Source organism: Belliella kenyensis, assembly GCF_022549675.1.
GTDB classification, from domain to species: Bacteria; Bacteroidota; Bacteroidia; order Cytophagales; family Cyclobacteriaceae; genus Belliella; species Belliella kenyensis.
In genome coordinates, this window is record NZ_JAKZGR010000013.1 from 108,350 (window position 1) to 132,637 (window position 24,288).

Below are 24,288 nucleotides of genomic sequence, written 5' to 3' on the forward strand. Positions count from 1 at the left end.
TAATGAAAATATTACACTTTGTAAGTCTGCTAATCGGGATTGGGATGACCAATGCTGCCTTTGCTCAGAAAATTGAAGGCTTTTCTCAGAGATCTACTGAAGATCAACTTAGCATAGAGAAAGAATTTTTAGAATTGGTTGATTTCAAGAGGTTCAAAACTCATCTAACGGCCATCACATCAGACCCTCATCCTGCTGGCTCTGCTGCCAATGAAAAAGTTAAAGATTATTTGGTAGAAAGCATGAAAGGATCGGGCTGGGATGTAAAAATACACCCTTACGATGTATACTTATCACAGAATCCAGGGGAATCCATTGTAGAGATCGTATTGCCTAAAAGAATACCACTCAATCAGCAGGAAGATGTATTGACAGAAGATCCATTTTCTTCTCACCCCAACCTAGGTAAAGGCTGGAACGCATTCTCTGGAAGCGGAGATGTGACGGCAGAGGTGGTGTATGCCAACTATGGCACTAAGGCTGATTTTGAAAAACTTAAAGCTTTAGGTATTGATGTGAAAGGAAAAATCGTGTTGGCGAGGTACGGTGGTAATTTCAGAGGATTCAAAGCAAAATTTGCAGAAGAAGCTGGAGCAGCAGGGCTTTTGATATATACAGACCCAGGGGATTCAGGATATATGAGGGGCCTTACCTACCCTTCGGGCATTTATTACAATGAAACTTCCATACAAAGAGGTTCTTTGCTTACTGTCGATTGGACTGGAGATGCTTTGACCCCTTTTGAGCCAGCATTACCGCTAGACGCTAAGCAAAAGATCAAAAGGCTAGACCCAAAAGATGTTGGGCTTCATACTATTCCGGTCACTGCCATCCCATATGGATCTGCAAGACTGATTTTAGAAAAAATGAAAGGATCACCCGTGCCAGCAGGTTGGCAAGGGGGACTTCCATTCACTTACAGACTAGAAGGTGATCAAAACCTACAAGTCAGGCTAAAAGTAGAGCAAAAACGTGAATTCGTAAGAGCTAATAATGTGATAGGAACACTCAAAGGATCAGAATTACCAGATGAATGGATCATCTTAGGATGTCACTACGATGCATGGTCTTTCGGATCTACAGATCCAAATAGTGGTACAGCTATGCTTTTGGCTTTGAGTGAATCACTCGGAAAAATGGCAAAAGAAGGCAATATTCCTAAGAGATCCATCTTGATAGCCCATTGGGATGCAGAGGAACATGGTGTCATTGGTTCGACAGAATGGGTGGAACAGTTTCGTGATGAATTGCAAACCAAAGCTGTGGCCTATATCAACTTGGATGCAGCTGTATCAGGAAGGAATTTTGGCATGTCTTCTTCTCCTACATTAAAAAATCTAATCGTAGAAGCTTCAAAAGCGGTGAATTTTCCCGATTCTTCTAAAACTGTGTATGAAGTATGGACCAAAGACAAAGAAGAACCTTCTATAGGAAACCTAGGAGGTGGATCTGATCACATTGCTTTCTATATGCATGCAGGAATTCCTTCCCTTAGCGGAGGAGCAAGCGGACCGACACTTTATCATACCAACTATGATAACCTTTATTTCTATGAAAAATTTGCTGACCCAAGTTTCAAAATGGGTGGAATGATGGAGCAAGTAGTTGGTATTATGACATTGAGATTGGCAAATGCCCCTATTATTCCTTACCAAATCAGCAGATATTCAAGGGATCTAAAAATTCATTTCACCAATGCCAATGAACAAATCAGAAAGTTTGACAGCAACTTCTCAGGTTTTCAAAGAGTTCAGCAATCTTTGGAAGCTTTAGAAGAAACACAATTAGAGCTGGAAAAAATCATGTCCGACTTTCTAACTGAAAATAATGTAGATAACAAAAAGGCCTTGAAAGATGTCAACAAGATCCTTTTAAGTTTGGAGAAATCATTCTTAGATCCAAAGGGAATGTATTTTGGATCATGGTACAGATCGATTTATGCATCCAATGATCCTTTTAGTGGCTATGCTTCATGGATTCTCCCAGGACTTCAATATGAAATAGAGTTAAAATCTTCTGAACGTTTGGACGAATGGGATATCCGATATGCTACAGCCATAGAAGACCTTCGAAACAAATTAAAAAATTTAATAAAATTGATTCATGTGGTGGGTTGAAGGATTGAAGGATTGAAGGGTTGAAGGGTTGAAGGGTTGAAGGATTGAAGGATTGAAGGATTGAAGGGTTGAAGGGTTGAAGGGATGGAGGGATGGAGGGGTGAAGGATTGAAGGGGTGGAGGGTTGAAGGATTGATGGGTTGAAGGGTTGGAGGGTTGAAGGGGTGAAGGGGAAATATTGAAGTGTCATATGACAGCAATTAATCTATTATTTTGACTATTAGGGAAATGATTTTATGAATAGATGCAATAAGAGACGATGGGATTTAGGAACTATCTTCTTTTTGAAAATAGGTTAGTTGGTAAGTGATGTATGTGATTAGAAACAATAAGCTAAGTAAGCTAAATCGAAAATTTCTAGGGGTATTTGTGAAGTTCTTTAATTTCAGATTTCAAAAAAAAAATTATCAGCAATTAAATTTTTTGATCATTATTTTTCACTATAGTTCTGAAGGTTAAGTTAATCCGTGGACTATACACAGTTTTGGTTGGAGGTAGTCGGTGTAGCCAATGGCTTTGAGTAGTACCTTTCATCACGAGTAGACTGCCATGCTCCAATATCATGGATACTACTTCTTTGGAATCTTTGTGTTTGAATGCAAATTTTCTTTCAGCTCCAAAACTCACAGAACCAATGGTCCCATTTTTTTTCAAATCTTTCTCTCCATCGCTATGCCAAGCCATGCCTTCTTCTCCACTGTGGTACAGATTTAGTAGGCAAGAGTTATAAGTTTCTCCTGATACTTCTTCAATCTTTTTTTTCAGCCGCAACAAAGAATCAGTCCATAAAAGCGCTTTTTTGGTGACTTTGGAATAAGTGTATTCAAAAGGCTCATCGCCATACCAAGCCACCTTTCTTTTGGTAATGATTCGCTTGCCATAGATCAAAGCTTCATCATTCTTCCAATCGATATTGTGCCACAATTCATCAAAATAATCTTTGGCTTCTTCAAAGGTGAAAATTTTCCCATAGTAAAAAACTTCCCCATCTTTAGGCAAACAGTTTTTAGAAATATCTCTTTGATTTCCAAACAAATCCATCTTACAAATTGATTATAAAGGTAAAGAAGCTCATTATCCTTTACTTGATTATTGAAACCTAATAGTATACAAAGCAAATATAGGTGCAAATTGTTAAAATGAAGATTGGATTAAAATTGTAGTAATTGAACTTTTATGCCTTCACAATCATTTTATATATGCGATTTCCCTTCTGTTTCAATTAATTTAAATGGTCCAAAAAAGGACAAATTATCCATGCTATAAATTCCAATGAGAGGTTTCTCTAGCCGATTCATTGACTCAAACCATGACAAAAAATACCATATCATATGCTATCCTTGAGCTAGCACTTGTGCCTCAAGGCGACTCCATAAAAAAGACTTTAAATAACTCCCTCATACTTGCCAAACAAGCTGAGCACTTGGGGTATTCGAGATTTTGGTTTGCGGAACACCATAATTCAGAGAATATTGGAAGCAGCGCAACTTCTTTGCTCATAGGCTATGTTGCTGAAAACACAAGTAAAATCAAGGTAGGATCAGGTGGTATAATGCTTCCCAATCATTCTCCACTAATCATTGCAGAGCAGTTTGGCACGCTTGCACATTTGTATCCTAGCCGAATTGACTTAGGAATAGGAAGAGCACCAGGTACCGATACAGAAACTGCACAAGCCATCAGGTCGGACTTCATGAAAGCTGCTTATGCATTCCCAGAAGAGCTAGAAAAAATTCAAAGATATTTTTCAGCAGACAACAAGACATCCAAAGTAAGAGCTACCATAGCCGAAGGAACGGATGTCCCAATTTTCATCTTGGGTTCTAGTACAGATAGTGCCCATTTAGCTGCTAAGAAAGGATTACCCTACGCTTTTGCAAGTCATTTTGCTACTTCACACCTGCTCAATGCGCTCAATATTTATCGTAATGAATTTCAACCATCCACATTACTTTCGAATCCTTATACGATGGCAGGCGTGAATATCATCATTGCTGATACAGATGAAGAAGCGGAAAGACAGTTTACCACGCTGATTCGTATGTTTTTGGGTGTGTTGTCTGGCAATCGCCAGGGGCTTCAGCCTCCAGGCGAGATGACTGATGAATTAAGGAGCTTACTATCTCATCCTTCCGTGGCTCAAATGCTCAAGTATGCATTTGTCGGAAGTAAAGAGACAGTAAAGAAACAGGTGAAAAATTTCCTGAAGGAAACAAAAGTTGATGAGCTAATTGCCGTCATGAACACGTATCACTTGGAGGACAGGTTAAAATCAGCTGAATATTTTGCTGAGATCATGGGTGAAATCAACCGATAAAAATAAATAGACCTGCAAATTGCAGGTCTATTTAAGTATCAAATTTTAGTTCAGAGTGTCACGTTCCATCTCCATTTCTTCCAACTCCTCGATGGTCTCATTGGTGTAAGTGGTGTCTTCGTACACTTCTGGTTCTTCTGGTTCGAGAAGGGTATCTTCTGTGGTTTTGTTACCACATGATGCTAATGTAGCCATCCCGGCCAAAAGCATCCATGCAAATAATTGTTTCATAGTTTGTTGGTTTTAGTCCTTATGGATATATCATATGAAACAAAAGCCATGCTAGAAATACTAAACATCTTAAATTTTACTAATTTAAATAGTATTTAATCCCAAATTAATCTTATTCATAGAATCAAATTCACTTTCGAAAGTAATTTGAAGTACGACCAAGGGTTAACAACTCCCAGATAGATGCTACGGTCCAACCAGGTGCAAAAATATCGTTGTAGAAACCCTTTCCATTTTTGCCATAGTCCCATGCAGTATGCTGTACGACTTCCGGATAGTATCCTGGCTTAGCTATGCCCATCAAGTTGTCTTGATGCGGGAGCAACTGTTCCCTCATAGATGTTCGAATTACTTGAGCAAATGCTGCAAAATCCTTTTCATTGGTCTCTTCTGCCAACCAATCTAAAACTTCATCAAATTCAAAGATAAATACATCTATGTGGTTGTTTTCTACAGATACATTACCCCATCCCCTACTCTTGAGCCCAATGTCTCCTAGCATCTGTCCTTGAGCAAAAGGTACGTCCCAGGTGTAGTACCATGACAGTGTAAAGTATGCAGCTTTCTTTGCAAGTTTCACATAATGATCTCTTTCTTTTCCTTTGGTAATTTGCGCCATATAATACATCGCTGTGGCTGCGTACAAGGATGCTTCTTTGTCTTCACAATCTGCATCCAAGGTAGAGGAAAAATAATCCGAAGGGCCTATAATAGCCTCCTCCTGATATTGCACCACTTTTCTGGCTATATCCAAATATTTTTTATCCTTGAAGTACTGATAAGCCATTGCCAATGGCAGTACTATAGATGGAGTACTTCCGCCTGTCTCATCTATCACTTGAAGCTTGGTATCGAACTTTCTCGGAAAACTCCCATCGGGCATTTGTAACTTCATCAAAGCATCGAATAGAGTCCTTACTTTGCTCTCTAGAATGGGATGTGCTCTTTTCATCCTACGCTCATATTGAAGATAAAAGAGCATTGCATAGAGTCCTTCAGATTGTCTTCGGATAGAGTAGACATTTGTTTCAGTTCTTTTATCAAAATCGACAACTTCTCTTATCAGTCCATCTTTATTGAAACCATTGGCCTCATAGCTTGCAAAGATCGCATGTGCCATGTCCAGCAACTCTTGGTCATGATTAGCTTCTGCAAACTCAAGAGCATTGAATGCATTGAGCAGAACTCTTCCGATAAAGCCTATCTCTAATATTCCCGTGGACTCGCAGGAAGCTGTTTCTATATGTACTCCAGAGAAACCTTTTAGCGTTTCGAAATCAACATAAGAGGATTTGAAATATTTCACCAATTCTTTCTTGATTTCTAGATCAGTAAATTTTTGATCTCTCAGTGGAACAGGGGTCAATATATCATAACTGTGATGCCAAATCGAAGCAACAAAATCAGAGTAGTCTTTGCTTTCATGCTTTTGGATTCGATAATTCAAGGTTCGTTTTTGACCTTTTCCAAGCTTGGAAAATGCTGTAACAGGCTCTACAAGTGTCAGCTTCCTGATATATGTGTAAGGATGCTCTGCATGTGGGTAGGCAAACTCGAGATAAGTATAGTCTCCATTTTTTCCAAATCCTAAAGCTCCCAAATCAGAATCCCCAGAAAGAATCACCTCGCCAGAGTCATGAGTAGTCAAAGCTGTCGTAAGTATATCATCCATACGTATCAAGCTGTAGCCATATTGTCTACTTGGGTCAAAGACACTGACCAAAGGCGTACTCAGTCTATCCTCTCTTATCAGCCAATTTGTAGATTCCCTCACAGAAGGTGCATTATCTGGAGATCTCAAGTTTTTACGATACCAGTATCCTGGGAGAAGTATCATTCCTGGATCATATGCTATATCTTCAAATTGGATTTTTGAAGAAAAATTAAAATAGACATTTTCTTTAGCAACAATATCAATCTTTATATCAGCATAATCTGCTTCATTACTGACTTGCACTTTTATATCCAAAGGAACATCATCATTTGCGGGGTAACTTCCTGTATTATCTAACTTTATGGTGATACTTGATGAGGGGTTTCCTGGCTTTAGCAATTTCAACTCATAGGTTGCTTCATTGTATTGAAATGCATGAAGCTTAATACCCAAAGTACAAAACACCAGTAGTATAAGAATTGGTAATTTCATTTTCATAATTTAATCAATTGAATTTTGGTGCTGGTTTACTGCTCAAACTAGGCACTCCTCGTTCTATGGTTGGCCAACCGTCTTTCCAAATCAACTTATCAAGCATCAAAGGTCTGCGGCTTGCGCCATTTTGTAGTAATGGATTACCTTTTGGAATGGCATGATACAAAATCCAATCATCTCCGGCATCGTCAGTCATAATATGACCATTGTGTCCTGGGCCTGCAAAGCCATAGTTCTCGGAATTACCACTCAAAATTACTTCTCCAAAATTCCCCAACTTGATATCATTTCCAGCCTTGTCTAAATAAGGTCCCAATATATTATCAGAAACAGCTACTCTTACCCGGTACGAACTATTGGCACCATCACAACATGATCCTTCTGACCCAAAGTAATAGTACTTCCCATCTTTTTTGTGTACATAACTAGCCTCCAAGTGATTGTACCCTATGTGGACTTTTTCACCCTTGACACTTTTTCCATCATCAGCTAGTTCTACTGCATATATTCCATGAAAACTACCCCAAAAAAGGTATTTTTTCTCATCATCTTCCATATAAAATGCATCAATAGAATTGGCTACACCAATCTCTTGAGAAAGGAAAAATTTACCTTGGTCAATAAATGGGCCTTCTGGCTTATTGGCTATAGCTAAGCCTATTCCGGGGTTAGGATCTCCCCAAGTAGAATACGAATAGTACATAAAGAATTGATTTCCTACTTTTACTACATCAGGTGCCCAAAGGCCGCCTTGATCCTTCCAAGTTGGCTTAGAAGGAAAAGCTGTGCCTGCCAATTCCCAATTTACAAGATCTTTAGATTTCACAATTGGAACCAATTTATGACCACCTTCATTTCCCCAATTGTCCTCAGTACCATAGGCATAAAAAATCCCCTCATGCTCTAGAACGGATGGATCTGCTAATACTGGCCTAAATACAGGATTTACATAAGTAGCTAGGACTTCTCCGGGTTCATTTCCTCCCTGATTGGGATTATCATTTTCGGGATCTCCACAACCTCCTGCGGTCAAGAAGAGCATTGAAACTAGCCCTAAACTCAATCTTAAATAATTCATATTGAAACATTTATAAGTTTAAAAGGAACAGGGAAATTCCCTGCTCCCAATTAGATCTAATAGGTTGAAACTTTTTCACTTCATTAATTATCGGCTCATATCGATCAGAATCCGCATAACTTAGACACTATCGGCGATTCTAAATAAATACCTGAAATCAATTGCTACTAGGGTAATTTAAAATATACATCAAACAAAGAATGCCTATTTACTCATCACCAACCTGGATTTTGGACAAGGTTCTTGTTGATATCTAGATCTCTTTGAGGAATCGGCAGAAACTCATGTCTTCCAACCACAAAGTTATTGAACCCTGGATCTCTAGGAGCTAAATCTCTTCCAAGATCACCCCATCTAGCGAGATCAGACCAGCGATGTCCCTCACCTGATAGCTCAAGTAATCTTTCATGCTTCAACTGCTCCAAAAATGCCGCTTGACTTAGACCTGGTCTTGCTGTAGACAATGTAGGCAGACCAACTCTAGCCCTCACCCGATCTACATGTGGATAGGCTTGGCTTGTTCTTCCTGTTGCATTAAGCACCTCAGCGTACATCAAAAGTACATCTGCATACCTGATCACACGGTAATTGTTAGGAGACCTATAGCCTTCCTCATTTTTCCAATGATCATTGAGGAATTTTCTAAAGAAAGCTCTTGAATTACCAGCTCCATATCGCTGAGTGAATGATTGTCCATAAACCATGCTGAAATCTGGCCCTCGCTCATCCGTAAAAGCATACAAATAGGAAGCGGCAAGTCTTGGGTCTCTATTGCCAGAGGTCGTTTGCTCTTTCAAAAATTCAGCTATTGCCCAAGTCCTAGCCTCAGCATCAGCCCAGCCTATACCCGGAGGTGCTAGAAACTGAGGAATTGAAGTGCCATAATTATGGTTTGGAGTACTTACATCGTTATCTGTCACCTCTGTAGCATTGACAGTGAACTGCCACTCAAATACAGATTCTTGGTTGTTTTCTGAAGTGATCAAAAAATTATCTCTGTAATTTGGCATAAGGTTGTAAATAGATGCGCCTTCACCTGTCACGAGCCAATTGAGTGGGGTTTCAGCTTGTGCATATTTACCCTGCTGCATGAACACTTTGGCAAGTAAAGCCTGTGCTGCTCCTTTTGTAACTCTACCCAAATCTCTACTATTAGGGTATACAGCTGGAAGACCATCAACTGCTCTACCCAGATCCAACTCAACTTGTGCCCATACCTGAGCTTGTGGAGTGGTAGGTGGTAGGTCTGTAGGTTTGGAAGCTTCTAGCATCATAGGAACATTTCCCCAAAGCAAAGCCAAGTTATAGTAGAAATAAGCTCTAAGAAAATAAGCCTCTCCCAAAAGTCTATTTTTCAATGCACTATCCATCTCTATTGATGGGACATTATCCAAGACTTGATTGGCTCGAAAAATCCCTACATAACAATCTACCCATACATCGATCACAGGTCCAAAATTATAATCAGGCTGGATAAATCCCCCCATAGCATTGGCCAAGTCTGACCAAGGACTACCCGAAAATCCTTCATCTGATCTTGTTATGTGAAGAATTGGCATCCATCTAGACATCCCTGGTCTAGCAAAGGTTGAATAAATAGCATTGACTCCTTGCTCTGCATCTGTGGCGTTTTGCCAGAATACCTCCATTGTTGGCTGGTTTGGATTAGTAATATCCAACTCTGGGCTACAGCTCAACACTAAGGCTGACGCTGCCATCAATATATATTTTGAAATCTTTTTCATGATTTAAAATGCTTTTGGAAAATTAAAATTCGAACTGTAAACCAAGAGAATAAATCTTGCTAGCTGGCCAGTTGCCATTGTCAAACCCTCTTTCTAGTATTCCATTGCCTGTGACATCTGGATCAAGTCCTGAGTATTTGGTAAAAGTGAGCAAGTTTTGGCCACTTATAAATAAGCGTGCATTGCTTACATTCCATCTTTGTAGTCTGGCCATGTTTAAGTTGTAGCCTATTTCCACATTTCTCAATCGGACGTATGATCCATCCTCTAGCCATCTGTCACTTTCTAATCTTGCATTGTCTATAAGTCCAGGATCTCCTACAGAAACACCTATTCTAGGATCATTGGTATTGGTATTGGTCGGAGTCCATGGGCTTATATCTGCTCTGAAATTCGTGTTTTGATAGCTATCTATCTCGCGTCTTACACCATTCATTATCCTGTGCCCAAACACTCCAATCCACTGCATATTGAAAGTGAAGTTTTTGTAAGTAGCATTGAACTGAGCACCAGTCTGTAAGGTCGGCCAAGGAGAACCCACAAAGGTTCTATCTTCTTGGTTGATCTCTCCATCCCCATTAATATCTACAAACCTAATATCACCTGGTCTTGCAAATGGCTGAATAACTCTTCCGTCTGAATTGGTGTGATTGTTAATTTCTTCATCACTTTGGAAAATCCCATCTGTCTTGAGCACGTACCACTCACCCATTGGTCTTCCAATTTGCGAACGTGTGATCCCCGTTTGAATATAATCTATTCCTTCTCCAAGGTTGCCCACATCCATTACTCTATTCCTGATAGTAGTCACATTGGCTGACACATCCCACTTGAGGGCACGTTTCATGTTTCTATATGTTGCAGCCATCTCTATCCCTCTGTTTCTGATAGAGGCTGCATTGACCGCTGGTTCACCGCCAAGATTACCTAAGTACCAAGCTATCGGTAAGTTCACCAAAACATCTTTGGACAATGAGTTGTAATATTCTGCGGATAGGGTCAATTGATCATCAAATAGCCCTAAGTCAAAACCTAAGTTGTGACTAATTCTTCTTTCCCATCCTAGATTAGGATTAGCAAGTCTAGCTTGTGTCGCACCTACATAAGCTTGCTCATCTGGTCCAAATATGGCTCTAGGATTAGAGTTCAAAAAACCGATGTAATCCCAAGAACCTACTGTGACTATACCTAGCTCACCATATGAGGCACGAAGCTTCAAATCAGAAACAACAAGAGAACTGAAAAACGACTCTTCAGAAATTCTCCATCCACCAGCGATAGAAGGGAAAAATCTTGATCTGTTATCACTTCCAAATCTCGAATCTGCATCATATCTACCCGTCAATGTAATCAAGTAGCGGTCATCATAAGTATAGTTTGCCCTTCCCAGAAAGCCAGCAATGGTATATTGAACTGGTATAAAACCGTCTGCAATCGGGTCGCCCGTGGCCGAGCTTACAGTATTCAAGTACCTCCCATCAAATGACTGAAGGTCTGTTCGCCCAGCAGAGAGTACATCTCTTTTGGTGATTTGTTGCGAATGTCCTACTACTCCAGAGAAGCTATGTTTGTTGATTACTTTATTGTAATTCACGGTATGTTCCAACAGAAAACTTGAGAAAAGTGACCTTTCTTCGATGATATTGGTTGGAGCTGCTGGCTGATTAAAGTGCCACTCACCTGCTCTACGCATGCGCTTGTTGTGGTCAAAGCTCAATTCTGCACCAGCATTGAACCTGTAAACAAGACCATCCATGATATCTACATCCAAGTAAGCATTACCAACTACTTTGGCAAAATTACTTCTAAAGCTATTGATGGCATTTACCGCCACTGGATTCCAAGCATAGGTAACAGCATCCGTGGTTCCTTTACCCCAACCATCTGGATTGGCTGCACTGATAAATCTATTGTCTCTCACCGGTATCACGGGTAGGTTGAGTGGCATGTCATAGAATGGATTTCCTGTTCCTGGCGAGTTGGTTATAGAGTTTGTGAAAATTAAATTTTCTCCAAAAGTTACTCTGCCTTTGGTATTTTTGGTATTGATTCTCAAAGCAGCTCTTTGAAAATCATGGCCAATGAGTACTCCCTTATTTTCAAAAAAAGATCCCGAAATGAGGTAACTTGAATTCTTAGATCCTCCTGATAATGTCACATTATAATCTTGAGCATTTCCAAGCCTCGTGACTTCATCGTACCAGTTGGTATTGACACTTGGATCGAATGCCGTGCTTACACTTGCAGGAGCGGTGAGGCCAGAATTGGCAAATTGAGTTCTCTGCATTTCTGCAAACTGTACATTGTTCATCATCTGATAGCCTTGAGGCAGTTGTTGAATACCATATTTGGCAGTCACACTTACACGAGGAGTTCCTTCGGCACCTTGCTTAGTAGTGATGATGATCACACCATTAGCAGCTCTTGAACCATATATAGCAGCCGCAGAAGCATCTTTTAAAATTTGTATGGTTTCTATATCGTTGGTATTGATTGTAGGATTGGCATCTGCGATCATACCATCTATCACATAAAGTGGGCTTGAATTGATAAAACTTGCCACACCTCTGATTTCTACTTGAGCATTCTGCCCTGGTCCTCCACCATTTCTTACCGATACTCCAGGAGCTAGCCCTTGCAATGATTCTCCTAATGAAGCAGCAGTAACTTTGTTTTGCTTATCTCTTCCTACCACAGCGGTAGCTCCTGTGAGATCTTTCTTCTTCACTGTCTGATAGCCTATCACCACGACTTCATCTAAATCACTCAGGTTTTCTTCGAGTTCTATCGTTAGGTTAGTTCTACCCGCAACCGGTATCTCCTGCTGAATAAATCCGATAAACGAGACCAATAATACACTCTGAGCACTAGAGACTTGTATTTGAAAATTCCCATCGATATCAGACACGGTACCATTAGAGGTTCCTTTTTCGATGACTGTAGCGCCGGGAAACACTTCCCCTGTGGACTTATCTACTACAGTTCCTCGCACAGTTTGGACATTTTGTGCCAAAGCAGGCAGGTAATTACAGCTGAGGAAAAATAGCAGCCATAAAGCTGATTTTTGTAGCTTTCTTTTCATGGACATTTTGGGTTAATAATTATTTAAATTTTGAGTTGCACCTTTCATTTATGGACAAGTAAACACTCAGTCCTTTCGGCAACATGAATGTAGATCGATTTTACAGCATCCACTGAAACGATTCCTTCAACTAATAAAAATATTCCTGCTAGCGACTCAAATTGAATACTGCGTTTTAGTAAGTGACTGATTTATTTCATTACTTGGTGTCGGCAATTGATTTACTTGCATGGAGTCAATGAGCTTTTAGTATCAAATACCCAAATACCCCAAAATCCACCTATGCAAACCAGGGCAAAAATCTTTCTATTCTGTGTCCTTTTGTTAAGCAACATTTATCTTGCTTTTAGTCAAAAACCTTACTTCAGACACCTTGGTGTAGAAGATGGATTGAGTCATAACACCGTGTTTACTATCTATCAAGATCACAAAGGATTCATGTGGTTCGGCACCAAAGATGGGCTCAACAGGTACGATGGCCACACATTTAAAGTGTATAAAAATATCCAAGGTGATAGCAATTCATTGAGAAATAACCACATCCTATCCTTTCATGAGGATGGTGAAAATATGCTTTGGATAGGCACCAATGCAGGCATTTCCATATACGATCCTATTTTGGAAAAATTCAATCCATTTGATACTATGGATCAAAATGGAGAGCAAGTATGGGGGCAAATTTTGAAGATCAAAGAAGATCCGCTTGGCAATATTTGGATAGCCTCAAGTACAGCTGGGGTATATAGATATCAACCAAATGAACGTAAACTTATTCGATTCAGCCATGACCCAAACCGACCATCAAGCCTTGGGTCTGGTTCTGTATCATCTTTGACTATAGATGACAAAGGTATCGTCTGGGTGGGTATATTGGGAGGTGGTGTGGAAAGGTTTATACCTGCAAATGAATCTTTTTTGAAACATGAGAAATCTGCTCAAATCCTAAAAAAAGATTTGATACTAGAAATCTTTGATCTCGGTGGAAATGACCTCCTAGTAGGAACAAAAAATAATGGCTTGAAATTACTAAACAAAGAAACAGGTGGTATCAAAGCCATTCTTCAAGAGGATCATGCAGGTAATAAACTCTTCATACGAAACATCGCCAAGAGTGATGGTCAAGAAATATGGATCAGTACAGAGCAAGGGATTTATGTTTATGATTTTAGTCAAAACACATACAAGCATTTCTCCCAAAATCCTAACGATCCTTACACGCTTTCTGATAATGCTACTTATTCTATTTATAAAGATAGAGAGGGTGGATTTTGGATAGGAACCTATTTTAGTGGACTCAATTACTTACCAAACATCCCTACCAACTTTGAGAAATTCTATCCTGTAATCAATCAAAACTCTATACAAGGAAAAAGGGTCAGAGAAATGGTGGAAGATCTAGACGGAAATATTTGGATAGGCACAGAGGATGCAGGCTTAAGCAAATTCAATCCCATCGATAAATCATTCATCAATTTCTTACCCAATAAGTCAAAGAATTCTCTGAGCTATCACAATGTCCATGGCCTACTCATAGATCAGAATAATTTATGGATTTCTAGCCATAGCCAAGGCTTGAAACTAGACAAGTTAGATATTAGATCAGGTAGATTTGATAGACTAGATCAATCTGCTCTGCAAAACCCACTCTTTGATACTGATATCTTTGCAATCTGCAAAGATTCAAATAACAACAAATGGTATGGTACCATCTCAGGAGTATATCTAATGCGCCATGGAGAAAATCAAATGAACTTTTTTGACAAACTCAGCATCAGCTTTTACTACGATATTCTGGAAGATACTGATGGAAATATCTGGTTTGCTACTATCAATAATGGGCTGTTTTGTTATAAGCCTAGTTCTGATACAGTGATACATTATCTTACTAACCCAAATGATAAAAGATCACTCCCAGGCAATGCAATAGTAACCCTTTTCGAAGACAGTAAGAAAAACCTCTGGGTTGGCAGTGAAGGATATGGATTGGCAAGGTTCGATAGAGAAAATGATGCATTTGAGACCATTGATTTATCAATGGGTCTTCCAAGTAACACCATTTACAAAATACTCGAGGATGATCTGGGACAGCTTTGGCTTAGTACCAATAGAGGTTTGGTAAAATACAATTCAGCAAATCAAAAAATTGAAGTATTTACCAAATCAAACGGGCTTTTGTCAGATCAATTCAATTATAAATCAGGATTGAAGGCAAGCGATGGAAAGCTATACTTTGGCTCACTTAATGGCTTCATTGTATTTGACCCTAAGACTTTTTCCAAATCCTCATTTGAGCCGAAGGTTACTTTCACAGGTCTCAAACTTTTCAATAAGGAGATCATTGTCGGAGCAAGTGATGGGATTCTATCTCATTCTATCACTCAAACCAACAAAATTGTCTTAACACATGATCAATCTTCATTGAGTCTTTCATTTGCTGCATTGGGTTTTACCCAGCCAGAATCTTGGAAATACTTATACAAGCTGGAAGGGTTTGAGAAAGAATGGAATCAACCTGTAAAATCAAATGAAGTGAGCTACCCAAACTTGGCTCCTGGGAATTATACACTGCTGGTCAAAACTATCAACGAGCAAGGGGAAATAAGCCAAGAAGAAGCTAATTTGTCGATAGTTATCAAACCTCCTTTTTATTATTCACCTTTAGCATATTTTATCTATTTCTTATTACTAATGATATTGATCATCAGTATCATATTGTCTTATAGAAAAAGGGTACAAAATAGACATCAAAAGAATATAGAAATATTAGAAGCCCAAAAAGAAAAGGAAATCTTTAATGCGAAAATCGAATTCTTTACCAACATCACTCATGAGATTAGAACTCCATTGACTTTGATCAAGGGACCTCTCGAAATCATCCTCAAAAATGAAGAGAAACTTGAGGATAATACAAAAGAAAACCTCAAAATCATGGAAAAAAATGCTGATCGATTGATTCATTTAAGCAATCAGCTGCTAGATTTCAGAAAGGCAGAGAAGCAAAGTTTTCAATTGAATTTTGTCAAGACTGACATTTCTAGAGTCTTGATAGACTTACATTACCGATTTCAGCCACTTGCCTACTCCAATCAACTGAAGTTTGAAGTCACAGGCATTCAAGATGTGTATTTTGCAGACGTGGATCAAGAAGAACTGATCAAGATCGTAAGCAATATGGTATCCAATGCTATCAAATATGCTGCAAGCTATATCAACATAGCGTTAGTTACTGAAGAAGATACGAATTTTGAGATTGTAGTTTCCAATGATGGAAAATTGATAGATGAATCTTATCAGGAGAAAATTTTTGAGCCATTTTTCCAGATAGATCCTGATGAGACGAATAAGCCACGACAAGGAACTGGATTGGGGCTTCCATTGGCCAAATCACTTGCTGAACTTCATGGAGGGAATCTCTCCTATTCAGCCACTTATATAAATGAACTAAACAGCTTTATCCTAAAGCTACCTAAAAATCAATCTCATAGTTTTGAACTAGATAAAATAGAATCAGAGGAATTCTTCGATGCAGACGATGCAAACTTCCCTAATACCTCAATCAAAAATGCCATTGAAAAACAAGTCATCCTTTTGGTAGAAGATAACAGAGAATTACAAACTTTCATTGAAACAAACCTTAAAAATGATTACCATATCCTCAAAGCTAATCATGGTAAAGATGCATTGAGGATTTTGGAAGCTCATCAGGTAGACCTTATCATTTCTGATATCATGATGCCTGTGATGGACGGTATTACAATGTGTCACCAGTTAAAATCTGACCTCCTCTATTCTCATATTCCAGTGATATTACTAACTGCAAAAAACAATATTCAATCAAAACTGGAAGGCTTAGAGGTAGGTGCTGATGTGTATATAGAAAAACCCTTCTCTGTAGAATATTTGATACTGCAAGCCAAAAACCTCTTAAAATACAGAGATCAAGTAAGGGATAATTTTGCCAAGTCTCCTCAGGTGTTGTCAGTGAGTATCGCACATACCAAAGCAGATGAAAAATTTCTCCATGAAATCAATAAAATCATAGACGCTGAAATTTCAAATGAGCAATTTGGCGTCAATGAGTTGGCAGAAAAGGTTCACATGAGTCAGTCTAGCCTTCTTCGGAAAATCAAAGGAGTCTCTAAACTCACACCAAATGAATATATTCGTCTGGTGAGACTCAAAAAAGCCGCAGAATTACTTAGCTCAGGTTCTTTGAGCATTTCTGAGGTTTGTGTCAAAGTTGGATTCAACTCACCAAGTTATTTTTCGAAGTGTTTTCAAAAACAATTTGGTGAGTTGCCAAAGGATTACCAGAAGTAGAGGAACAAATTCCATTAGGCTTCACTTTTCTCACAAAGTGATTTCAAGATTTGAACATTAATTTAAATTTTCTCATGCACGGATAGACCTTCTACATATGCTTTGAAATTGTCAACAATTGCCTGCCAACCTGCCTTTTGTAATACAACATCATTCAACTGATCTGGCTCAAATCGCTCAATCAATAAAACATCCTCGTCCTCCTGTTGAAAACTAACTTCTACAGCTCTCCCATCATCAAGAGTAAATGTGAGTCTATTTTTTTCTTCAACAAGTTCAAAAACACCCTTGAAATCAAATGACATACTCCCATCTTTTGCTGCCATTGTATATGAAAAACTACCACCTGCGTGTAGTTTTAGCTGAGCCAAAGGGCAATGCCATGTTTGAGTGGCGAAATTCCAATTCACAATATGTTTTGGATCTGTCCAAGCATTCCAAACTTGCGCTAAGTTACTTTTTACATGTACACGAACTTCTATAGGATTTTTCATATCTCTTGTGGTTTTGACGTCAAATTTAAGGTATAAAAAATAAATTGACATTGAGTAAAAACGACAAAACAAAAGGCTATATACGACATCCTATAAGGCTTCGACTAGCCCATATTTTTGCTTATAAGCCACTGGTGTGATACCTGTGTACTTCTTGAAAACATCTCTAAATGCCTTTGTATCTGAATATCCTACTTCATACATTACCTCATTGATAGTCTTTTTAGATTTTTCCAAATTCCTTTTAGCTGCTTCAACCCTAACTCTCTGAAGATATTCTAGGAGTGTGTTTCCAGTGGCGAGTTTGAACCTCCTCTCAAGCGTTCTCCTGACCAAACTGAATTTATCCGAAAGTGCTTCAACATTGATTTTGTCCTGAAAATTTTTCTCTACAAACTCCTGAATTTGAATGATAGGCTCGTCACCGTGCTCTTTTTGGCCAATAAAAATGATAAATTCAGATTGAGATGTTCTTCCCATATCTATTTGGAAAACTTTTGAACAATAGATAGCTGCATCTCTATCGACGAACTTCTCTATTAAGTACAAGATCAAGTTGGCCGAAGAAAAAGCGCCTCCGCCTGTGTAGATCCCATTATCATCTGTCAGTAATTCGCTTGCTTGATAATTTGTTTTTGGAAACAAGCTTTGAAATTGCTCAGCTGCCTTCCAATGAGTTACACATTTTTTACCATCAAGGAGTCCTGTACATCCAAGAATAAACGCTCCAAGGCATAATGACACTACCTCTGCACCTTGGCTGAAATGTTGGCTAATCCATGGAATGAAATTTTGGTTCGATTTGATCCCAGATTCAATATCAAAGTGCACGGGAGGAATGATAATCAAGTCAGTACTCTGAACTTGATTTATGGTGCGATCTGGCCTCAAACTGTATCTACCATCATTGAGCTGAACTTCTTCTGATAGCCCGACTAACTGAACATCAAAAATCCCCATCTTGCCTCTTGACTTTAGGTACTCGTTAGCTTCTAGCAATCCAAGTCTGGCATTTTCCATGCTGCCAAGGTTTACATGATTCAGAAGTAAAATTGATACATGTTTCATATTTCCAAATTTAAGTGATACTTGGCGAATCTATTATTTGCCATGAAATGACAATATTTCAATTGGCGAAGTTGAGATTTTTCCCTGTCGCATTCAACCTTTTACTATGTCGTATTTACCAGCACAAGTTAGTGGATTTAATCTTAGCTTTGTATATCAAAAAGTAATTCAATGGCTTATCGTATGGTTGAAGTATTTGCAACAAACATCACAAATATAAAAGAGGCAAAGGCATTTGAAGGATTTATCATGAAGAGATTTCCTACTTATAGGGTCAATTTTGACTTGGAGGATTGTGATCATATTTTAAGAATCGAAAATCAAATGGAAATTGATTCAAGTATCGTAGAAGAAATAGCTCACGCTATGAACATTCACATCAAAGTATTAGAAGACATTTAAGAGATTGCTTAGGAATAGATTCCAAAATTATTATGGAGCGTTTGATACTAAGATTCAATATCAAAACTTCTTAAAAAAAAATCACAAAACCCTTATTATTCTGAAAGGATAAGGTGATATTTTTTTGCTTAAATATCCACTGCGAATCCAATAATTAAAATGAACGAACAACAGGAAATAAATAAAGGTGGACTTTGGTATCACCTTTTACTCGCTATCAAGGGCTCTGAAGAAGACTACACACAGATAGATATGAAAAAGGCCATATTTCTACTGGCCGTGCCTATGATTTTAGAATTACTTATGGAATCGACTTTTGCAGTTGTGGATATTTTTTTCGTGGGGAAACTAGGATCTTCTGCCGTGGCTACAGTAGGCTTGACCGAGACATATTTGTTTTTGCTATATTCGATCGGAATGGGACTGGCTACTGCTGTGACAGCCATCATAGCAAGAAGAACAGGTGAAAAACAAAAAGATCAGGCTGCTATTTCGGCTGTGCAATCTATCATTTTGGCTATATTAGCATCACTTCCTTTTATGATTCTTGGGATTTTTTATTCCAAAGAAATGCTTTCACTGATGGGCGCAGATGATTGGGCTATCACATACGGATTTGGCTATACCCAGTGGATGCTTGGAACGAATATGGTCATCATGCTACTGTTTGTAATCAACTCAATCTACAGAGGTGCGGGGGATGCAGCCATTGCTATGCGGGTACTTTGGATATCCAATGGTATCAATATGCTTCTTGATCCAGTATTGATCTTTGGCTGGGGGCCTATACCAGCCATGGGAATCGAAGGTGCAGCTATAGCCACTACAATCGGACGAAGTATCGGTGTGATCATACAGCTTTGGGTTCTATTCAATGGTGGAAAACACATCAAAGTACTTCGCACACACCTTGTCTGGGATTCTAAGGTATTGAAAAACATCTTCCAGACATCGCTAGGCGGAATTGGACAAATGATCATTGCCATGAGTGCGTGGATATTTATCATGAGAATCTTAGCAGATATAAGCAGTGAGGCAGTGGCTGGAGCGACTATTGCCTTACGTGTCTTACTCTTTACTATGATGCCAGCATGGGGACTTTCAAATGCCGCTGCAACTCTCGTAGGTCAAAATCTCGGTGCTTCCAATCCTGATCGAGCAGAATCCGCGATATGGAAAACTGGATCTTACAACATGATATTTCTAGTTTTGGTGTCTATTTTCTACTTTATTTATTCTAGATCTCTCATGGGAATATTTACCAATGATGCAGTTGTCATTGAGATTGGCTCAGAATGGCTTAGAATACTCTCCTATTCTTTCTTTGTATATGGATGGTGGATGGTATCTGTACAAGCCTTCAATGGATCAGGAGATACAATCACCCCTACCAAAATAAATGTAGTTTTCTTCTGGTTAATACAGATTCCTTTGGCCTATTTTCTTTCTATTCACTTGAACTGGGGTCACTCAGGTGTATTTTGGGCAATTTTCTTTTCAGAAACTTCTGTCGGTCTTTTCACCCTTTGGCTATTTAGTCGAGGCAAATGGAAAACAGTAAAAGTTTAGGCATTTAGATGTTTTAACCTACTCTACTGCTTTCTTAGTACAAAAACTAGCTAACAGGATTTAGTGCAGGGGAATAAACCAATGATCAAAGTTGAACTTATATCCGCGCTTGATAAGTATAAAGTTGATAATACCTTCCTTGGCTTGCAATTAGCTCATCATGCTTTCCTTTCTCCACAATTTTACCCTGCTCTATTACTAAAATCTGATCTGCTTGCCTTATCGTACTGAGTCTATGGGCAATCACAAAAGTAGTCCTCCCTTTCATCAAGGATTTCAAACTTGCCTGTATGAGGGATTCACTTTCCGTATCCAGATTGGAGGTAGCTTCATCCAAAATTAAAATCCTAGGATCTGCCAAAATCGCACGTGCTATAGCTATCCTTTGCCTTTGTCCTCCTGAAAGTTTCACTCCTCTTTCACCAATTAAGGTATCCAGTCCTTCTTCAAACCTGTCGGTGAACTCCTGAACATGTGCCGAGATCACTGCGTTCTGAAGTTCTTCAGCAGTAGCATCTGGTCTAGGAAATAGAATATTCTCTCTAATAGAACCCTCAAACAAAAAATCATCTTGTAGTACGACTCCAAGTTGAGACCTAAAGCTAGACAAACTAACTTTCTGCAAATCAACACCATCCACAAGCACTTGACCAGAACCTGCATTGAGAAATGATGCAGCGATACCAGCTATAGTTGTCTTGCCTGATCCAGAAGTACCCACCAAAGCAGTCACTGAGCCTGCTGGTGCATCAAAAGAAACCTCATGTAATACATCTTTTCCTTCTTCATAGGAAAAGCTCACATTATGAAACTGAATATGCCCCTCTATACTAGGCAACTGGATGATGCGCTGTGTAGCATCTTCTTCCAAAGGCATATTCATAATTTCTTCTGTTCTATCTAATCCTGCAAACGCCTCAGTAAACTGGCTGCCGATATTACTCATCTGAACAATCGGTGCTATCATAAATCCCAAATAAAGGGTAAATGCTAGAAAGTCACCAAAAGTCATTTGACCATCCATGATCATGTATCCACCAATCCCCATGATTCCAGCAGAAGCTAGACCCAAAAGGAAAGTAGCTGCTGAAGTCACAAAACTTGTCGCAGTCAAACTTGCCTTCACATTCTGAAAAAGCCGATCGACTCCTGATTCGAATGATCTTATTTCTTGTTGCTCTGCATTGAAACCTTTGATCACACGAATACCCCCCAGAGTCTCTGTTAGTCTGCCTGTAACTTCTGCATTGATTTTTCCTCTTTCTCTAAATATTGGCCTGATTCTACCAAATGCCTTGAGTGAAATAAGTCCGAAAACAATCACAGGAACCAATACATACAAAGTCATCAGAGGACTGATATAAATCAAGAGAACCAGAGAGATAATTGCAGTCAAAATCCCACCTATCATCTGAGCAAACCCAGTTCCAACAAGATTACGAACACCTTCTACGTCGGTCATAATCCTTGAGACCAATTCACCAGTCTTGGTATTGTCGAAAAACCTTACAGGAAGTTGGATTATATGTCGCTGAACTTTGGACCTGAGCTTGGCGATCAGAAGCTGTGCTTCTACGCTAAGAATTTGTGTCAAAGCATAAGAAGTGACTGACTGTATGGTAATAGCAGCTACTACACCGATCACCAACCACTTCAGCATGTTGATATCACTAGAAGGAATCACCTCATCTATCAGAACTTTGGACGCACCTGGGAGTATAAGACCAGCCAGTCTACTGATGATGATCAATACCAAACCCAATAAAAGTTGTTTTTTTCTAGGCCAAATAATAGTTTTAAATACCTGAGTCATACTGACTCTATTTTCTGTACGTTTTGTCTTTGTCATATAATCCACTTAAAATCGAGATACAACACAATATGGGGTTTTATTAGTTCTTTTTTGAATAAAGCATTTGACTTACCTTCCAAATATTAGATATTCCTTTAACTTTGTTGCATCTAAACAATCTTTAAACCTAATAACAATGAAATTCTTTATTGACACGGCTAATTTAGCTGAAATCAAAGAAGCCTATGATCTAGGTGTATTGGATGGTGTGACTACCAATCCTTCTCTAATGGCCAAAGAAGGCATCAGTGGAGACAGCAATGTGAGGGCTCATTACAAAGCTATCTGCGATATCGTAGATGACAAAGTGAGTGCAGAAGTAATTTCTACAGACTTTGATGGAATGATCAGAGAAGGGAAAGAACTTGCAAAAATTGATGATAAAATTGTAGTAAAAATCCCAATGATCAAAGATGGGGTTAAAGCTATTAAGTATTTTCATTCTGAAGGTATCAGAACAAATTGTACACTAGTATTCTCTTCTGGACAAGCCATATTGGCAGCCAAAGCTGGTGCTACGTATCTATCTCCATTCATCGGAAGATTAGATGATATTTCTTATGATGGCTTAGAATTGATCGAGCAAATCGTTCATATCTATCACACCTATGGATTTGCTACAGAAGTACTTGCGGCATCAGTAAGACATACCATGCACCTGATCAAATGTGCTGAAATCGGTGCTGACGTCGTTACCTGTCCATTGAAAGTGATCACTGGATTATTGAAGCATCCATTGACAGATTCAGGATTAGCTCAGTTCCTAGCTGACCATGCAAAAGCTGCGGGGAAATAATTCCCTTATTGCTCATGGAATACTGAAAATTGAAGTAAAATAAAACAAATTACTCCAGTGGTGGGTATTCCATGAGTAAAATATATTATCCATATACATTGTATCCCATGTACATTATAAAAGTAAAAGGCAAAGCAAAAATACCAGATTACATTCAGATACGTGACGAGAATTTTGTTCTTGTTGCCTATTTTAGGGCCGATCGACCGATGAAGAACATTGAAAAATTTGGCCTTGAAGGAAAAGAAGAAGAAATGGAAAAACTTATCAAAGAGTTGCCTTTTGGTAAATTGCAAAAACTGGAATTATAATCATGGATTTCAAAACAGAACCAATTATCGATGTGCGTGAGGCTGGGATATTCCAAGGTCTTGATGCTGTTCTTACCAATGTGAATTTTGACATACAAAAGAAAGAATTTGTATTTTTGATAGGAAGAACTGGAAGCGGAAAAAGTTCCCTTTTGAAGACTTTGTATGCAGATCTTCCACTTCGAATGGGACATGTGGAAGTAGTTGGCTTTGATTTAGGAAAAATTAAAAATAAAGACATCCCATTTTTAAGAAGAAAATTAGGAATAGTTTTTCAGGATTTTCAACTTTTTTCAGACAGATCCGTTGCTGAGAACTTATTTTTTGTGATGAAAGCGACAGGTTGGAGAGATAAGGGTAAAATGAAAAGCAGAATGGCTGAAGTTCTCATGCTCGTAGGACTTGCAGATGCTGCTACAAAAATGCCCCATCAACTTTCAGGAGGAGAGCAACAACGCGTAGTGATTGCGAGAGCTCTGATCAATAGTCCTGATATCCTATTGGCAGATGAGCCTACAGGAAACCTTGACCCAGACGTGGCTGACGGCGTTTTTAAGCTTTTCCAAGAAATTAACAAGCAAGGCACAGCTATCCTTATGGCTACTCACAACCATGACCTCCTAAGAAAATATCCATACAGGGTATTGAAATGTGAAAAAGGACAGTTGTTGGATAGCAAAACGGCAGATATATCTATCAATACTTCTTTTTAATAATTTTTGATTTGAACATAAAATCATTAATTTAGTTCTGCTAA

General features: G+C 38.8%; 17 protein-coding genes. 8 read left to right on the forward strand and 9 right to left on the reverse strand.

What is annotated here, in order from left to right:
- Nucleotides 1-2: 2 nt before the first annotated feature.
- On the forward strand, nt 3-2,117 hold the full coding sequence (locus MM214_RS14260) for a M28 family metallopeptidase (protein WP_241296312.1): 2,115 nt from the start codon (nt 3-5) through the stop codon (nt 2,115-2,117).
- Between the two features lie 414 nt (nt 2,118-2,531).
- On the opposite strand, the gene MM214_RS14265 is transcribed toward MM214_RS14260, so the two are convergent.
- On the reverse strand, nt 2,532-3,158 hold the full coding sequence (locus MM214_RS14265; RefSeq protein WP_241296313.1) for an alpha-ketoglutarate-dependent dioxygenase AlkB family protein: 627 nt from the start codon (nt 3,156-3,158) through the stop codon (nt 2,532-2,534).
- A gap of 268 nt (nt 3,159-3,426) precedes the next feature.
- On the opposite strand from MM214_RS14265, the gene MM214_RS14270 reads away from it, so the two are divergent.
- Nucleotides 3,427-4,434: an LLM class flavin-dependent oxidoreductase gene (locus MM214_RS14270; RefSeq protein WP_241296314.1), complete on the forward strand. Its 1,008-nt coding sequence runs from the start codon at nt 3,427-3,429 to the stop codon at nt 4,432-4,434.
- A gap of 45 nt (nt 4,435-4,479) precedes the next feature.
- Here MM214_RS14270 and MM214_RS14275 read toward each other — a convergent pair whose 3' ends face one another.
- The 5 genes from MM214_RS14275 to MM214_RS14295 all read right to left on the reverse strand — a co-directional run bounded on the left by MM214_RS14275 (nt 4,480) and on the right by MM214_RS14295 (nt 12,719).
- Nucleotides 4,480-4,665, reverse strand: a complete 186-nt coding sequence (locus MM214_RS14275) for a hypothetical protein (RefSeq protein ID WP_241296315.1) — start codon at nt 4,663-4,665, stop codon at nt 4,480-4,482.
- Nucleotides 4,666-4,795: 130 nt separating this feature from the next.
- On the reverse strand, nt 4,796-6,817 hold the full coding sequence (locus tag MM214_RS14280) for a glycoside hydrolase family protein (RefSeq protein WP_241296316.1): 2,022 nt from the start codon (nt 6,815-6,817) through the stop codon (nt 4,796-4,798).
- Nucleotides 6,818-6,824: 7 nt separating this feature from the next.
- The gene (locus MM214_RS14285; protein WP_241296317.1) at nt 6,825-7,892 is read right to left on the reverse strand and encodes a family 43 glycosylhydrolase; all 1,068 of its coding nucleotides are present in this window, start codon (nt 7,890-7,892) and stop codon (nt 6,825-6,827) included.
- 215 nt (nt 7,893-8,107) lie between these two features.
- Entirely contained in the window at nt 8,108-9,637 is a 1,530-nt protein-coding gene (locus MM214_RS14290; protein WP_241296318.1) for a RagB/SusD family nutrient uptake outer membrane protein, read from the reverse strand.
- 22 nt (nt 9,638-9,659) lie between these two features.
- Nucleotides 9,660-12,719: a SusC/RagA family TonB-linked outer membrane protein gene (locus MM214_RS14295; protein WP_241296319.1), complete on the reverse strand. Its 3,060-nt coding sequence runs from the start codon at nt 12,717-12,719 to the stop codon at nt 9,660-9,662.
- A 282-nt stretch (nt 12,720-13,001) separates the two neighbouring features.
- Here MM214_RS14295 and MM214_RS14300 point away from each other — a divergent pair, with 282 nt between their 5' ends.
- Nucleotides 13,002-17,039, forward strand: a complete 4,038-nt coding sequence (locus MM214_RS14300) for a hybrid sensor histidine kinase/response regulator transcription factor (protein WP_241296320.1) — start codon at nt 13,002-13,004, stop codon at nt 17,037-17,039.
- Nucleotides 17,040-17,101: 62 nt separating this feature from the next.
- Here the strand turns inward: MM214_RS14300 and MM214_RS14305 are convergent, their stop codons facing one another.
- Together MM214_RS14305 and MM214_RS14310 are read right to left on the reverse strand one after the other, a co-directional pair.
- Nucleotides 17,102-17,533, reverse strand: coding sequence for an SRPBCC domain-containing protein (locus MM214_RS14305; protein WP_241296322.1), 432 nt, complete (start codon nt 17,531-17,533; stop codon nt 17,102-17,104).
- Nucleotides 17,534-17,623: 90 nt separating this feature from the next.
- A complete protein-coding gene (locus MM214_RS14310; RefSeq protein WP_241296324.1) occupies nt 17,624-18,601 on the reverse strand; it encodes a GlxA family transcriptional regulator in 978 nt (325 codons plus the stop codon).
- A 171-nt stretch (nt 18,602-18,772) separates the two neighbouring features.
- Here MM214_RS14310 and MM214_RS14315 point away from each other — a divergent pair, with 171 nt between their 5' ends.
- Nucleotides 18,773-19,003, forward strand: a complete 231-nt coding sequence (locus MM214_RS14315) for a hypothetical protein (RefSeq protein ID WP_241296326.1) — start codon at nt 18,773-18,775, stop codon at nt 19,001-19,003.
- Between the two features lie 159 nt (nt 19,004-19,162).
- Complete coding sequence (locus MM214_RS14320) at nt 19,163-20,572, forward strand: MATE family efflux transporter (protein ID WP_241296328.1); 1,410 nt, start codon at nt 19,163-19,165, stop codon at nt 20,570-20,572.
- Nucleotides 20,573-20,669: 97 nt separating this feature from the next.
- Here MM214_RS14320 and MM214_RS14325 read toward each other — a convergent pair whose 3' ends face one another.
- On the reverse strand, nt 20,670-22,421 hold the full coding sequence (locus tag MM214_RS14325) for an ABC transporter ATP-binding protein (RefSeq protein ID WP_241296330.1): 1,752 nt from the start codon (nt 22,419-22,421) through the stop codon (nt 20,670-20,672).
- Nucleotides 22,422-22,560: 139 nt separating this feature from the next.
- Here MM214_RS14325 and fsa point away from each other — a divergent pair, with 139 nt between their 5' ends.
- The 3 genes from fsa to MM214_RS14340 all read left to right on the forward strand — a co-directional run bounded on the left by fsa (nt 22,561) and on the right by MM214_RS14340 (nt 24,244).
- Nucleotides 22,561-23,220 (forward strand): fructose-6-phosphate aldolase, encoded by a 660-nt coding sequence (gene fsa / locus MM214_RS14330; RefSeq protein WP_241296332.1) that lies wholly within the window; start codon nt 22,561-22,563, stop codon nt 23,218-23,220.
- Nucleotides 23,221-23,327: 107 nt separating this feature from the next.
- Nucleotides 23,328-23,531: a fructose-6-phosphate aldolase gene (locus MM214_RS14335; protein WP_241296334.1), complete on the forward strand. Its 204-nt coding sequence runs from the start codon at nt 23,328-23,330 to the stop codon at nt 23,529-23,531.
- Between the two features lie 2 nt (nt 23,532-23,533).
- A complete protein-coding gene (locus tag MM214_RS14340) occupies nt 23,534-24,244 on the forward strand; it encodes a cell division ATP-binding protein FtsE (protein ID WP_241296336.1) in 711 nt (236 codons plus the stop codon).
- Nucleotides 24,245-24,288 lie beyond the last annotated feature (44 nt).

Excerpts from the sequence above, each read along its gene's own strand:
- MM214_RS14260 (WP_241296312.1), top strand. The coding sequence starts at position 3 with ATGAAAATATTACACTTTGTAAGTCTGCTAATCGGGATTGGGATGACC.
- MM214_RS14265 (WP_241296313.1), bottom strand. The coding sequence starts at position 3,158 with ATGGATTTGTTTGGAAATCAAAGAGATATTTCTAAAAACTGTTTGCCT.
- MM214_RS14270 (WP_241296314.1), top strand. The coding sequence starts at position 3,427 with ATGACAAAAAATACCATATCATATGCTATCCTTGAGCTAGCACTTGTG.
- MM214_RS14275 (WP_241296315.1), bottom strand. The coding sequence starts at position 4,665 with ATGAAACAATTATTTGCATGGATGCTTTTGGCCGGGATGGCTACATTA.
- MM214_RS14280 (WP_241296316.1), bottom strand. The coding sequence starts at position 6,817 with ATGAAAATGAAATTACCAATTCTTATACTACTGGTGTTTTGTACTTTG.
- MM214_RS14285 (WP_241296317.1), bottom strand. The coding sequence starts at position 7,892 with ATGAATTATTTAAGATTGAGTTTAGGGCTAGTTTCAATGCTCTTCTTG.
- MM214_RS14290 (WP_241296318.1), bottom strand. The coding sequence starts at position 9,637 with ATGAAAAAGATTTCAAAATATATATTGATGGCAGCGTCAGCCTTAGTG.
- MM214_RS14295 (WP_241296319.1), bottom strand. The coding sequence starts at position 12,719 with ATGAAAAGAAAGCTACAAAAATCAGCTTTATGGCTGCTATTTTTCCTC.
- MM214_RS14300 (WP_241296320.1), top strand. The coding sequence starts at position 13,002 with ATGCAAACCAGGGCAAAAATCTTTCTATTCTGTGTCCTTTTGTTAAGC.
- MM214_RS14305 (WP_241296322.1), bottom strand. The coding sequence starts at position 17,533 with ATGAAAAATCCTATAGAAGTTCGTGTACATGTAAAAAGTAACTTAGCG.
- MM214_RS14310 (WP_241296324.1), bottom strand. The coding sequence starts at position 18,601 with ATGAAACATGTATCAATTTTACTTCTGAATCATGTAAACCTTGGCAGC.
- MM214_RS14315 (WP_241296326.1), top strand. The coding sequence starts at position 18,773 with ATGGCTTATCGTATGGTTGAAGTATTTGCAACAAACATCACAAATATA.
- MM214_RS14320 (WP_241296328.1), top strand. The coding sequence starts at position 19,163 with ATGAACGAACAACAGGAAATAAATAAAGGTGGACTTTGGTATCACCTT.
- MM214_RS14325 (WP_241296330.1), bottom strand. The coding sequence starts at position 22,421 with ATGACAAAGACAAAACGTACAGAAAATAGAGTCAGTATGACTCAGGTA.
- fsa (WP_241296332.1), top strand. The coding sequence starts at position 22,561 with ATGAAATTCTTTATTGACACGGCTAATTTAGCTGAAATCAAAGAAGCC.
- MM214_RS14335 (WP_241296334.1), top strand. The coding sequence starts at position 23,328 with ATGTACATTATAAAAGTAAAAGGCAAAGCAAAAATACCAGATTACATT.
- MM214_RS14340 (WP_241296336.1), top strand. The coding sequence starts at position 23,534 with ATGGATTTCAAAACAGAACCAATTATCGATGTGCGTGAGGCTGGGATA.